Source organism: Bradyrhizobium lablabi (genome assembly GCF_001440475.1).
GTDB classification, from domain to species: domain Bacteria; phylum Pseudomonadota; class Alphaproteobacteria; order Rhizobiales; family Xanthobacteraceae; genus Bradyrhizobium; species Bradyrhizobium lablabi.
Window position 1 is genome coordinate 1 of record NZ_LLYB01000027.1, and the last position, 13,285, is coordinate 13,285.

The 13,285-nt window shown below is 57.6% G+C and carries 6 protein-coding genes and 6 pseudogenes; 7 read left to right on the forward strand and 5 right to left on the reverse strand.

All coding sequences use genetic code 11. The features are described 5' to 3' along the window. Window positions 1-1,086 precede the first annotated feature (1,086 nt). Window positions 1,087-1,434 carry a (2Fe-2S) ferredoxin domain-containing protein gene (locus CQ14_RS00550; protein WP_057856013.1) on the forward strand — a complete coding sequence of 116 codons (348 nt, stop codon included), beginning with the start codon at window positions 1,087-1,089 and terminating at the stop codon, window positions 1,432-1,434. A gap of 1,844 nt (window positions 1,435-3,278) precedes the next feature. Next, a complete protein-coding gene (locus tag CQ14_RS43105; protein ID WP_156434591.1) occupies window positions 3,279-3,428 on the forward strand; it encodes a hypothetical protein in 150 nt (49 codons plus the stop codon). A gap of 997 nt (window positions 3,429-4,425) precedes the next feature. Here the strand turns inward: CQ14_RS43105 and CQ14_RS41715 are convergent. Next, entirely contained in the window at window positions 4,426-4,827 is a 402-nt protein-coding gene (locus tag CQ14_RS41715; protein ID WP_082649629.1) for a hypothetical protein, read from the reverse strand. Between the two features lie 869 nt (window positions 4,828-5,696). Between CQ14_RS41715 and CQ14_RS00570 the strand changes: the two genes are divergently transcribed. Next, on the forward strand, window positions 5,697-6,071 hold the full coding sequence (locus tag CQ14_RS00570) for a hypothetical protein (protein ID WP_156434592.1): 375 nt from the start codon (window positions 5,697-5,699) through the stop codon (window positions 6,069-6,071). Between the two features lie 245 nt (window positions 6,072-6,316). Here CQ14_RS00570 and CQ14_RS45455 read toward each other — a convergent pair whose 3' ends face one another. The 3 genes and pseudogenes from CQ14_RS45455 to CQ14_RS00580 form a co-directional block, all read right to left on the reverse strand. Next, the gene (locus tag CQ14_RS45455; RefSeq protein ID WP_057856018.1) at window positions 6,317-6,583 is read right to left on the reverse strand and encodes a hypothetical protein; all 267 of its coding nucleotides are present in this window, start codon (window positions 6,581-6,583) and stop codon (window positions 6,317-6,319) included. Between the two features lie 1,040 nt (window positions 6,584-7,623). Then, window positions 7,624-7,884: pseudogene (locus CQ14_RS47975) on the reverse strand (IS3 family transposase); the annotation flags it as partial. Window positions 7,885-7,916: 32 nt separating this feature from the next. Further along, window positions 7,917-8,251 (reverse strand): annotated as a pseudogene (locus CQ14_RS00580) (peptidase S10); the annotation flags it as partial. A 412-nt stretch (window positions 8,252-8,663) separates the two neighbouring features. On the opposite strand from CQ14_RS00580, the gene CQ14_RS00585 reads away from it, so the two are divergent. Together CQ14_RS00585 and CQ14_RS00590 are read left to right on the forward strand one after the other, a co-directional pair. Further along, entirely contained in the window at window positions 8,664-9,410 is a 747-nt protein-coding gene (locus CQ14_RS00585) for an alpha/beta fold hydrolase (RefSeq protein ID WP_199805401.1), read from the forward strand. 60 nt (window positions 9,411-9,470) lie between these two features. After that, window positions 9,471-10,818 (forward strand): annotated as a pseudogene (locus CQ14_RS00590) (IS701 family transposase). A gap of 36 nt (window positions 10,819-10,854) precedes the next feature. Here CQ14_RS00590 and CQ14_RS45460 read toward each other — a convergent pair. Continuing rightward, window positions 10,855-11,067: pseudogene (locus CQ14_RS45460) on the reverse strand (IS5/IS1182 family transposase); the annotation flags it as partial. Window positions 11,068-11,267: 200 nt separating this feature from the next. On the opposite strand from CQ14_RS45460, the pseudogene CQ14_RS00600 reads away from it, so the two are divergent. Next, window positions 11,268-12,745 (forward strand): annotated as a pseudogene (locus CQ14_RS00600) (S10 family peptidase). A 196-nt stretch (window positions 12,746-12,941) separates the two neighbouring features. After that, window positions 12,942-13,203 (forward strand): annotated as a pseudogene (locus CQ14_RS41725) (transposase); the annotation flags it as partial. Between the last annotated feature and the right edge of the window lie 82 nt (window positions 13,204-13,285).

Sequence of the window (13,285 nt, forward strand, 5' to 3'; positions counted from 1 at the left end):
TCTCGCTGCCACCGTCCTATGGCTGCGATAAGTGTCCACACCACCTAGGGTGAGATAACGATCCTGTATCGGGAGTTCTTTCAGACTCGCCGAAACCAGATTGGCCGTGCGCGTAGGGGGAGAACACCCTTGCGAAGTACAAACCCCAGTCACGCGCGGCAATTCAAAGGGCTTATCCGTTGACCGTAGTCTTGTAATCGAGGTCTCCGCCCTGGGAATCAATTGATCGAAGGCAGGCGTCCTCAAGGCGTACAGCGTGAAGGGCCGGCGCCACAGGCATCGCTGATTGCGGTTTGCCATCGGCGCCAGCGGGCTCCTAGCCAGCTTGGCTTGCGATCTCGCGGAAGCCAAGCTCGGTGATCACATGCCTCTCGTCGGAAGGTCCAGCGCTTGCCTAAAGATGCGGTCGGTTCGCGCCCGATCAAGCGTTGTTGCAGCAAAGCATCGATCCCATCGGGAAGATCGCCGAAATGCATAGGCTCCTGCGAGAAGACGACAGTCATGGTGATCGCTACAATCCTCCTGCCGCGTGACATTGCAAGAGCCGGGCCATCCGGAAGAACGGGGATCTTCCGGCTAGTTTGGCCCCGCTGGCGAAAAGCTTGATCCGCGTGTGCGGCTCGATGTTTGTCACCTCCGCCACAGAAGAGATCGTTTCTGTAGCCAACGTGACAATGACTGGTAGTTCTACTTCGACAGATTGAGAACGATCGGCGCAGAAGCACGACCTCCCGCATCTTGGTTCGAAGCTTGCATGAAGACGGATGATGGAGCAGACAGGCAACGCGGGAGCAAGGAAAATGGCGATGATCGGACCAGCCATTGAAGCCCTGATCGGAAAGGCCTTTCCGATGCTAGAGGTGTCCGTGACATATCTTGGCGGCGAGGGCGATCATTGCGGCGCCCGCGTCATTCAGGCTGCTTTCACAGTGAAGAGCCAAAGCAGCATCAGATTGTGTATGCGCCGCTCAACGGGACAATGGGTGCAGAGCTTCACGACTTTACGCAGACACCCTCAGCCCTAGGGGCGATGCACTCCTACCTTGTCTCTCTTCAGATGAACCCAATCGCACGAATGGCAGGCGCATGAACTCAGAAAAGAAAATTGAGCTTCCTCAACTCTACAGACACCATGTCTTTGCTTGTCACGTCCAGCGTCCGCCAACACATCCGCACGGCAGCTGCGGCGCGGCCGGCGCGCAAGTCCTGTGGGACAGGATGAGCAAGGCGATCGAAGCACAAGCTCTCAGCGATGTCGGCTTCACGGCGGCTGGCTGCCTCGGCTTTTGCAGCGCAGGTCCCTTAATGGTGATTTATCCTGACGGCATCTGGTACCGCCCGACCACCGCCGAGGATATCGACGAAATCATCGCGTCCCATCTGAAGGAAGGCAAACGTGTCGACCGCCTAGTTATGGTGTTGAAGCGGAGCTAGTGTCCTGAGTCGCAAATTCGCAATCGCAGATTTGCAGTACATTTGTGTCGCTAGCACGTTCGAACCTCTGCGCGCGCATGGTGCGCAGCAGCCTACCGTCTAACTCCTGTGCTGCGCAGAAGAGCTTCGCCAGAAATGTGAGCACATCGCCGCCGTCCGAGGAGCAAATCGGAATCATGATTCCAGCGCAAAATAGGTTTGGAATGTAATTGATATTCATGAGCAACTCGAGACCTAGTTCGTAATGTACGCGCTCAAGAACCAAACCTTTAGCTCATCGGAGGCAGAGCTATGGCCGAAATTGTCCGCAGAAATGAACTCCGTCGCTAAGGGATGGAGCCGATTTGATCCAAGCGCGACCTTAGGCAACCGGAGGAGCACGTGTCGACTGCATCAATCCGCACGGCCCTTTCCTCATTAGCTTCAAGCAGCCCATGAAAGATATCAATTTCCCGGCCGTCAACGTTGCTTTCGATGAAGCCTGCAAGATTCGCAGCGCACATTATTAACGCGTCACCAAGCTGGACCGCGATAATTTAGACATGCGCACCGCGGTGGCCGACGCAGTGCTTGCCCGTGGGGCATGCGAACGCGACGCAGTTTACCCTCAGCAAGCCGACTTGACGATTCACTTTGTCATCTCGAATCGGTGGCAATGATCATGCGTTGCAGGGCGGATCAGAGCGGTTTCTTTTTAGTGACTTGAAGCGGCCTTGGGAGGTTCTATGCCAGGGAGGGGGTCATTGATCCGTGCGGAGCAATTGTTGAGTGCCTTGCTGCTGAACGTGTTCTACGCATCGCTGTGAGCGTCAGTTGATCGAGCAAACTGGTCTGCAATCCTTTGCATGGCCAGTTCATGGGCTCTCGCCCGACGATCCCGTCCGCGACCTGACCAGCTTCACCAAGACCACGCACTTCATGACCCGGCTTCTGAACCATCCGCAGGTCAAGGCGCTGCTGTTGGCGAGCACTTCTCGGGTAGATCGGAACGCTGATCGAAGCCTCTAGCTTCATAGAAGAGCCTTTCGCCCCAAGGACGGCAGCGGCGACGATGATAGTGGCGGAAATTTCCACGCCAGCATGGAGAACCGGCATGGGCAGGCTGTAGCCGGCAGGGTTACGCGGCAAGTGGCACCGCGCCGATCATGTCGCCAATCTTCCCGCTATTGGCGTGACGCCGCATGTGAGACCGCATGCACAGAAGAACGCGGTCTTTTCGTGTTTGATTCACCTACCTGAATCAGGGGCTGTCCACCGGACTGGCTACCTTACTAGTGTGACTTGGTGAATTCAATGGCTCAAAGAATGTCGACTGAGTTTGATAAGATAAAGGTCATAGCTGATCGCAAGGCTCGGCAATTCCGGCAACTTACATCCACAGAGATGGAATTGATCGTTGAGGACTATACTGACGAGCAGGTACCCCCGCGTAGTCACTCGCGAGAAAGAATAGGGGGGCCGGCGATGGTGCTTGCGAGGCACAAAACCGCGCTGCGGAAACAGAATGAACAGCACGCGCGTTTTACGTGGCGCTGAAAATTCTCAGCGACGCACGACAAATCACGTCAATGAATCAACTAAGTAAGCGAAGGCGCACCCAGCATTCGGCCGAGCTAATAGCGAAGAGGGGGCCTTTCAGTCTCGGCTGCAACCGCCGGAGCGGCGGACAGACTGGCTGAAGGATCTGAACTGATGGCGCACGTGATGAAGATGCGGCTCCAAGCCATCATCGAGGCGTCGACAGCGCGCTCGACGGCTTCACCGAAACGCTATCAGCCGGAAGGAGTATGCGAAAACGCACGAGAGCAGCACGCCGCCGAATAAGTAAAAGCCAGGAGCGCCGCATGATCTATGATCGCAAGCCGCCGGGCGTCTTGCGGACCGATGAAGAAAAATGGGTCGATATGTGGCTGATCTGCTTCGTCGACATCGATCCGGGCGCGACGTGGATCATCCGCGGTAAGACTGCGTCGCGCGTCGGAGCGCTGTTCTGATGCCTCTTTTAAATGCAACGAATACGTGCGCGGGTCGCCATCTCGGACTCCAAGTGTTCCCGTGTTCACTTGCTAACATCGCAACCAACGTGTTCGGCAACCACAGCGCAACGTTGATACCCGCCCCTAGCCAATTTTGGTAGGTGCCTCGCAGGACGTTTTTGGCCAAACTACTCAACAGAAGCAGGAGGGACCTACAATGAAAATGGCTGTTTGGAGTGCGCTTGGCTTTTTTACGGTTAGCGTATTGGCGGTAGGTGCATTCGGATGGATGACAAGGCCGTTTATGAGTCGGCCTGTCAGGCAGATGCTGACGAAACTACTAAGCAGCTCAACTGGTAACTGAAAGCAACTCGACCCGCCGCACTCCCTCTTAGAAGCGCGCAGTTTGGCGCGGTAGTGCGGCGAATCAATCATGTATAGAGAAGACGATCAGATAGAGTGTTACGTGCTTTCGCGTGAGCAGAGATGCTGACGCGTGAACCTTTTATCCCGTTGCTCGAAGCCCGAGGACCTTCTCAACATTGATGTGGAAACGCTCTGCGCTGAAGAGCGGCTTCTCGGTCTGGCACATCGATGCCGTTCGGGGGGCCGTCCACCCCATCATTGCGGCAGTAGAGCGCAAGTACAGCTCGCCGAGGCCGCCCTCAAGCTGGAGAGGCATCGTGATCACGCAGGTGAGCGAAGTTGCGCACCGAAGCCGGTTGGTCACCCAGTGAGGGGATTATCTCCGGTTGTCGACGCATCGTTTGAATTAGCGGTCCCGCTCTTTTACGCTGGACTACATTGAGGTGCAATTTGCGAGGGGTGGATCGCTCGGTCAATGTGGCTAGGAGGTACAAACGTAAGCAACTTTGGTAGGTGGAATTCATAGTCAATCATAGGCGGTAGCGGACGGGTCCGGTTGGAGCCATTGAAGGCGCTCTATACGATCGCCAGCCGCATGTACCGCCCCGCAGGGAATAGAGCGCGGTCCCTATTCGATCTTGGCGATAGCTTACCTTACCGCAGATGATGGGTGCGTTCTAAAATGATCCAACATCTTCGAGCCTTGACTGAACGATTTCGACCAGGATTGCTCCGCAAGATCCAGGTGGCACCTCAGTAGCTCAGAGGGAGTTTTGGAGTCGGCAACATTTTTGAGATAAGTGGCCTGAACGTGCAGAGAGGAAGCAATCAGTTTGAGTCCATCGTTTAGTGCCGCTGCGAACAGATTTGCTGTCGCTTCGATCGATGTTTGCCAGACCGGAAACATAAGTGAAATGCGCGATGCGGCTTCTGCCGATTCTCCAGCGCCATGCGCGGCGCCACCTTTATCAGAGGCTGATGCTGGCGCCAGTGCGGGCTCTGGGCGTGTCTGTCGTTCGCGTTTCTCGTCTCCGGTTGTTATCGCGGGCATTCGACATCTCCTGGCCTGAAAGGATTGTAATGCTACTCAGCTTCGATCATGAACCATCAGGAAAGTATCACAACGACCAACAGGTCATACCTATCATATTTGGTAGCGCTTGATCACGATAAAGAAGTAGGATGATGCCGCTAAGCGTTTGTCTCCAAGGGACAATGTGAAGCTCGCCATCTGGTCAAGATGTATTTGAAGACTCTGGTCGGATCGTGTGTCACGCGCGAGCTTGGCCGCTTGCTCCAGCAACACAGGTTGAAGATCATCGAGGTCGTCTTAGCCTAGTTGCCGCTTGAAGGGCAGCACTGTTTCATTCGTGAACAGTGATGGCTCCGGTTGACCTGCCACTGGATCCAGCAGCAGTTTGGCTCTCGGGGCGTGGTGCGGCGAGACCGAATTTTGGGACCACCTGAAGCTAGAATTTGCCCTGATCACGTTGGCCGGCTGGTGGCGCGGATGTGGTTGTGCAGCAAGATTAGCGGCCGATTGCCGACCGCGCCGTGAGGCCCTTCCTCGTTTTAATTGAGGCCGTCCACAGGACTGGCCTTCGCGAGGTTTCTTATCGGCATCCTCCTTGGTTTGGTCGCCGAGTTCACTCACGGAGCTGTCGCAAGGATGATGCTACCGTCTTTCGCTGCACGCTGGATGGATCGCAAGCGGATCGTTGCTGTAGGTTCCAGCATGGATCTTCGATCGGAGGATATGGTCCTTACCCTCAACCTGTGACAGTTCAGCCGTTTCGCAGCGTCGACGCACTTGCGGCGCTCTCTCCAATTCTCGAGCTCGCCTCGGGATCGAATGCCAGCAGCTGCCCTGGTTTCTGGCGCCATCCGGAGCCTCTCGCAACCAGGATCGGGGAGGGACTCGTGGCGCGCAAGACAGCATGTCAGGAAGACGATACCAACGCTATTGGTAACCGCGTGGCCGGAGCTGCCGGCGGAAACGCAGGCGGTCCTCACGAGGTGATGGCTCAGTTGATCCTCGACCATGCAGCGTTGGCACGATGCCGCCTGCAGAAGATGATCTTGAGCAAGGCGTTTCTGTTATGTGCATCAAACTTCAGCACATCAATTATTGCACATTCGCGAGAGCTGCGCGTTGCAATACGCCACCTGCGACCGGCTGACGACGCTCGGATGGTCCGACATGAAGTGATTGACATGATCCTTGTCGGTCAGCCGATGGCGGTGAACGGCCTACTCAGTCAGTGGCTCCCTTGTCAGAGAGAAAAGGTCCGTTGATCCTTCGATGGGATCCTCGCCCGTCCCTAGACGGCTCGAGGGCGCGAGCGAGCTCCGTCAGCGCCTGCATGCGGCCTTCTTAAGCATGCACGTATTGGCGGATTCGCAAAGTGCAGACGACTGTTTTGTCCTCTTTGTCGGGGATGCACCCTCAGACGGCTGGTTTGAGCGCTGCGAGTTGATCGTGCGGATATCCTGGGCGGCAGGCGGAGCGATCGCGTCATTTCAGCGAGGCTTCAAATTTGCTAGCGACTGGAATCAGTGTCGTCCTTCAGATAATTCAGCATGGTGTTGCAGGCGGCCTCGGCCTCGGCGAAACTTTGGAGGGGCAAGCCGAGAACCCTGATCGCGCCCCGGCCCCGATGAAGCGGACGCCACGATGCGACGTAGCCCAACCTTCCGCGAAAGCCAGGACCGGTGGGGCGCTGGAAGCTGATCACGAACGAATATTTGTCGCTGCTTGCGCTCCATATCTCCATGTCTTCGACGGCGCGATGGAATTGCAGGGGCATCAGGGTCGGTTCGCTAGGCCAGTCCGCGAACTACGCTGCTGGGGGTCGGCGCCGGGTAGGGGCAAGCGCAGCTCTCGCCGGCAAAGTGCGTTCGGTGGTCAAGCCATGCCATCGCTTTCTTATAGTCCACGGCCGGAAGCAGGAGCATCGACGTCAAGCTCGGCGATAATGATCGAACTCCATCGGCTGATAGACCGTATGTCTGAAGGCCGGAGGCCTATGGTCTGTAACGTGGCCACTTCCGCTCCACATTCCACGGCAATTAATATGGATGTCTTGCGGAGGGCACCTTGCGGTAAATCAATAAAGAGCTGAGCAGATCCGGATCTAAGACCGTACAACAGCACAGTGGTGAGAGCGCCGAATGCGGTGCCGGCATCCCAGTTGACCCGCATCCGTGACTGCTCTGAGCTGGGAGACATGGCGCCGCCGCCAATCTCATCGAAGATGCCGGCCGCTTCCTCCTAGAACATGCCTATGATCTGAGCGACTTGGATTAAGTGATGTCGAGGAGTGGGGTCGTTAAAGCGACAAGTGCACGGCGGGCCAATCGACATCAGCGCGTTTGCTCGCCGAGGTCTCATTAGCCGGCTCGCGAATGGGCCGCTGCCGGACGGGTAGCCAGGCGGTCGCGAACAGGCCACAATGGAAATAAGTGGTGACCTTCTAGCGTAGAGCCGGCTATCTCGACCCGAAGCTGAGTGCGTCCACCGCCCGACACACTTCTGGCCAGTACGATAGGGTCTTTCGCCCCAGCGGCGATACACGCGATAGACAGAGACCTGCCACGCCGAACGTTTGCAGCAAGCTATTATCGTTGGTTTCGATAGTGGTACCATGAGGTTTTGGCGTCAACACTGACTGTCAGCGCAACAGCGGGCACGTACCAATAATCACGTTGGCATTGAGGCCGCACGACCGTCCGCACACGGTACTGGCGCTTTGGCGCGAGTGACCCGCCAGCTCAGGGTAGCTTTTGCCTTTGAGCAGTAATACCCATAGCCGTCCCTCGCTTTGCGCTCAGCAGCCGGGCTTTGCTAAGCGCGCCTTCTGAAAAATCGTTCTCCAGTCTCAGCTCCCCGATTGTGGCGTGCAGCGTCTCTACATCGATCGCGCATGCGCTCGTTCTGTTGCCGGGATCAGCACCAACTACCTAGGCCCACATCCTGCTTCCATTGCGTGATCTGCTTCGCATGCACGTCGAAATGCTGAATCAGCTGGGTCAGCTCCATCCCGCCTCAAATCAGGGCTAACGCTACCTTGGCCTCGAATGACGGGTGCCGGCGCGCACGTCTGCTCATCGTCTTTCCTGATTCGCGGACAAACTTCCGACTTAGTTCGCGGCCGGCTCGATGAGCACACGCCCGTACCTGATCATCGTTTCGACCTCTGTGCGAAAAGCCTGGCGCGAGGGGTTGCGTGAATGGAACATGTGACCGCCTGGAAAAAACACGAGTCTGATCCGCGGCGCTGAGGCGTAGGCGGCCAACTGATCGAGCACCATCTTCGAGCCGAAATAGGGCATGGCAAGATCGAACAGGCCATGCCCGACCAGTACGCGCATCTTCGCGTCCGTCGCAAGGATCTGGCGCAGCTCCAAAAGCGATTGCGGGGGGCTGCCGCCGAAATCCCAGGCTCGCCGACCGCGCCGTTGAGCAGTTCATAACTTCTAGTCCTCTTCGCAGGAAACCTTTGGAAGACCGTGTCCAGATTTATGATGATCCAAGAGACATGAGCTTCACGGTGGGGCTGAGGCCGTGTACCTATAAACCCCCGCGGCGTCGTGTCACTGTGACACGTCCGCTTTGCTCCGATAGCGACCAAGTTCGTGCCGCTAGCGCAATATGTCGCGATGCGCCAACAGCCGACAAAGCTTTCTTGCACCGCCAATTCTCGCAGTTGCCAAGCGACGAACTTTGGCGTTGTTGTCACGCACGCCACTATTGGGCGATGGACTTTTAGAGGCGACGGTTGGGGAAGCCAATGTACGCGACGCATCGCTGTCACCAGTGGCGCCACATTCTTTGTGGCAGTGCTATCGAGGGGTTGTGCGACAGAGTTGCTTTGAGGGAAACTCGCGATGGCCATCGTTCTTGTTCACGGAAATCCTGAAACCGAGGCGATCTGGGACGATCTGGTCCCGCATCTGAGCGACCAAAAGATTATTCGTCTCTCTCCGCCCGGATTTGGGTCAGCTCTCCCACCCGGCTTTGACTGTTCTGTTGATGCTTATCGCAACTGGCTTGTTGGCGAACTCGGGAACTTGGCGCAACCGATTGATCTCGTGGGGCATGACTGGGGTGGGGGACATGTCATGCGCATTGCGATGGACTATCCGGGTCTAATACGATCCTGGGCGGTCGATATTCTGGGCGCGTTCCACCCCGATTACGTCTGGCACGACTTGGCGCAGACTTGGCAGACGCCACAGGTCGGAGAGCAAGCGGTTGCGCAAATGGCAAGCATGCCGGCCGAAGCGCTAGCCCGTCGGTACGAGAGCTTGGGCATGACCGCGGCGATCGCGCGGAAGGTCGCTGCTGGTGCGAACGGCGAGATGGGCAGGGCAATCCTGGCGCTGTACAGATCGGCCGCGCAACCGATCATGCGCGATCTCGGGATTGGCTTGCCACGGGCAGCCGCCAAACCTGGCCTAGCGCTGATCGCGACAGAAGACCATTACTCCGGCGGGCAGACGCTCGCGCGCCGTTGTGCCGAGCGCGCCGGCGCAAAGGTCGCGATTTTAGAAGGGGCAGGTCATTGGTGGATGTGCCAGCAGCCAAAACAAGGTGCTGACGCGATCAACTCCTTCTTGGCAAAGCTGAACTAGCACTACTTTGGCAGATTGTTGGATTTGGGTTTTTATTAGGATTCCCGAATCGATTTTTCAATGATTCATGGGTGGTCAGCTCTTGGAGGGCTGACCATGGCGGAATGGGAAGGCGAACTCGAACGTTGGCTGGTGCCATTCTTGGACCGGTTGGGTCATAAGACCCGGCAACGGATGTGTCCGCTGTACGTTGCGGGATTGATCGGTCCTGGCGATCGCAAGAGCGTTCAGCCGATGGCAGAACGCCTTGCAACCGGCAACTACGATCAGCTGCACCATTTCATCGCCGATGGTGTCTGGGACGCGTCACCGCTGGAATCCGAGCTGCTCAACCAGGCCGACCGGCTTGTCGGCGGCAAGGATGCAGTGCTGGTTATTGATGACACCGCGATCCCGAAGAAGGGCGAACGCTCGGTTGGTGTTGCAGCTCAATATGCGTCGACTCTCGGCAAAACGGCAAATTGCCAAACGCTGGTGTCTTTGACGCTTGCGCGAGGTGAAGTGCCGGTGATGGTCGCGTTGCGTCTCTTTCTGCCTGACAGCTGGACGAGCAACCTGTCTCGTCTAAAGCGCGCTCGCGTGCCGGTCGAACACCGAACGGCACGGTCCAAGCCGGAAATTGCTTTGGCCGAGATTGACCGCGCGATGGCAGCCAACGTTCGCTTCGGATGTGTGCTGGCGGATGCAGGATACGGGCTCAGCGCCACCGTTTCGACAAGGGCTAACAGAACGCGGACTGGCCTGGGCTGTCGGCATCCCTCGGCACCTCAAGGTGTACCCGGTTGATGTACAGCTCATTTGGCCGATTACCAAAGTCCGCGGGAAACCACGAAAGCACCACGTACCAGATATTTTATCGATCGCGGCAGAACAAATGCTGGCCAGCGCCAAATGGAAAACCGTGAGTTGGCGCAGCGGGACGAAAGGTCGGCTGAAAGCCCGATTTGCTGCTCTCCGTGTCCGCACCGCCGACGGCCCTCCGCAGCGGATTTGGGATAAGGGTCAGCAGCATCTCCCGGGCGACGAAGCTTGGCTTATTGGCGAGCAACGTGCCTCAGGAGAGAAGAAATACTATCTCGCCAATCTCCCGGCGGCGACGGATCTGCGCACACTGGCCGCCACCATTAAGGCAAGATGGATTTGTGAGCAGGCGCATCAGCAGTTGAAGGAGGAACTTGGACTTGATCACTTCGAAGGGCGATCATGGCAGGGTCTTCATCGCCACGCCCTGATGACAATGATTGCCTACGCCTTCCTGCAACACCGCCGCCTCGCACACGCGGGGCGGAAAAAGTATCAACGGGCCGCCGCCTCAGCCAACCATGCCCGCCGTACGTCACGCCATCGTCAATCTCATCCTTCGGCCACCGTCTCAACGCTGTCCATACTGCCGAAAACAAATCCTTGAAAACCAATGGCGCAAACAGATTCTGCCAAAGTAGTGCTAGGAGCCAGACTCAATTATCCAATAGGTGACGATGGCGGCGAGGTAAACGGCACCCAAGAAGTTTCTCGCAAACTTGTCGTAGCGAGTTGTAACGCGCCGGAAATCCTTGAGCCGGCAGAAGCAGCCCTTGCTAACATTGCGCCTTCTGTAGGAGCGTTTGCTGTAGCTGTCAGGCGTCACGCTGTTAGATTTGTTAAGAATGACAGGCTCGCGCCTGGGTTGATCAGGTACCATGATGACGGCTACTGGTTTGAGTAGGTTTTGTTGTTCCCCGGCGTGAGCTAGTGGTTAGAGCCGTTTTGATAGACACGCCTCGCGCTCAAGGTGCGCGCCGGGACAGGAGAAACTCGATGCAATTGACCGCGGTGCGCCGCACCTTTCCTGCGCTGATCCTGTTTGCCTGCGGGATAATGTGGAGCGCGGGCGCCGACGATCGGCCGCCGCCCGCCCAGCTCACGACGCCGGCCGGCCAGAAGGGTGACGCCGGCCAAACGCCGAGTATGCCGTCGACGCCCGAGCAGCATCGCCTCCCGCCGGACTCCAGCAGCAGGCACACGCTTGAGCTCCCTGGGCGGACGCTCTCTTTCCTCGCGACCGCCGGCTCCATCCGCCTGTTCGACGACAAGGGCGAGCCACAGGCCGACATCGTCTATACCTCCTATCAACTTGACGGCACGGATCGCGGCACGCGCCCGGTAACATTCTTCTTCAACGGCGGACCGGGCGCATCATCGGCCTGGCTGCAGCTCGGCAGTGCCGGACCGTGGCGGTTGCCGATCAATGCTGACGAGGTCACGCCATCGACATTTCCGGAGGTGAGGCCAAACGCGGAAACTTAGCTCGATTTCACCGATCTGGTGTTTCTCGACCCCGTAGGCACCGGCTACAGCCGTTTCGTGGGGACCGGCGATGATGCGCGCAAGCGGCTCTATTCCGTTGAGGGCGACGTCAACGCGCTCGCCCTGGTGGTCCGCCGCTGGCTCGAAAAGCATGACCGGCTGCTGTCGCCGAAGTACATCGCGGGTGAAAGCTATGGTGGCATTCGCGGGCCAAAGGTTGTCGACCAGTTACAGATGCGGCAGGGCATAGGCGTCAAGGGCTTGATCATGCTCTCGCCAGTGTTCGACTCCAGCCAGTTTGCCCGCACGAGCTTGCTGCAATACGTCGCAAGGCTGCCAAGCTATGTCGCGACCCTACGTGAAGCCAAGGGTCCGGTAAAGCGAGCCGATCTCGCCGACGTGGAAGCTTATGCACGCGGCGAGTTTCTGAGCGATCTCATCAAAGGCCAGGCGGACAAGGAAGCGACCACGCGTCTGGCCGACAAGACCGCGGCGCTGACCGGCATCGACCCGGCGGTGAGTCGCAGGCTCGCGGGCCGTTTCGACCTTGTCGAGTTCCGCCGTGAGTTCGATCGTAAGAACGGCAAGTTAATCGGCAATTATGACGCCTCGGTGCGCGGCTTCGATCCGTATCCGGACTCCGATTTCCGCCTTTCCGGCGATCCCTCGAGCGATACGCTGCTGGCGCCTCTGACCAGCGCCACTGTCGATCTCCTTACGCGCAAGCTTAACTGGCGGCCGGACGGCTCGTATGAGCTGCTCAACCGCACGGTCGCGCAGCTTTGGATTTCGGCCGCAGCCCTCCGGAGTCGGTTTCGGAGCTGCGCCAGATCCTGGCAACGGACCGGAAGTTGAAATTGCTGGTCGGGCATGGCCTGTTTGACCTCGTCACGCCTTATCTCGAATCACAGATCGTGCTCGATCAATTGCCGCCATTTGCCTCGTCACCGCGCGTCAAGCTTGTAGTCTTTCCCGGCGACCATATGTTCTATTCACGAGACGCCTCGCGCCAGGCTTTTCGTGCAGAGGTCGAAGTGATGATGAAGTAACGCCGACGACTTGGTCACAAGCAAGTTCACCTTCGCACAAGCATTTATAATCTCTCAACGAGTGCCGATGAAATCCTCGCGCCCGCTTCCGATCGGTGCCAGACCGGCTAGGACAATCGTGAGTCGAGGACTATTAAGCGGGAGCTTGTTTGTTGGGCAAGTTTAGACTTAACTGATCCGATAGTCGACCATAGGGGTGAGCTACGCGCTCGCCGACCAAGAATGGATTGCCATCAAGCCCATGCTGCCGGATGGCGTTTCCTCGGGTGAATGACCTTCGTGTCATCAATGGCATCTTCTAGGTCTTGCGCTCCGGAGCGCCTTGGCGTGATCTTCCCGAAATGTTTGGTCCGTACACCACATGCTAGAACCGCTTCGTTCGCTGGCGGCGGGCGGGTGCGGGTGGCCGGATCATGGACGCTCTTGCCGCTGCCCTTGATGCCGCTGTCCAGATGATCGCACCTCATTGTTCGCGTACATCAGCATGGCGGTAAGCGGCAAGGAAACCCCGTCTGGCGGAGTGGGTAAGCGATCGGCTAT

Coding starts and splice junctions, on each gene's coding strand:
- CQ14_RS00550 (WP_057856013.1), top strand. CDS start 1,087: ATGAACTCAGAAAAGAAAATTGAGCTTCCTCAACTCTACAGACACCAT.
- CQ14_RS43105 (WP_156434591.1), top strand. CDS start 3,279: ATGATCTATGATCGCAAGCCGCCGGGCGTCTTGCGGACCGATGAAGAA.
- CQ14_RS41715 (WP_082649629.1), bottom strand. CDS start 4,827: ATGCCCGCGATAACAACCGGAGACGAGAAACGCGAACGACAGACACGC.
- CQ14_RS45455 (WP_057856018.1), bottom strand. CDS start 6,583: ATGCCCCTGCAATTCCATCGCGCCGTCGAAGACATGGAGATATGGAGC.
- CQ14_RS00585 (WP_199805401.1), top strand. CDS start 8,664: ATGGCCATCGTTCTTGTTCACGGAAATCCTGAAACCGAGGCGATCTGG.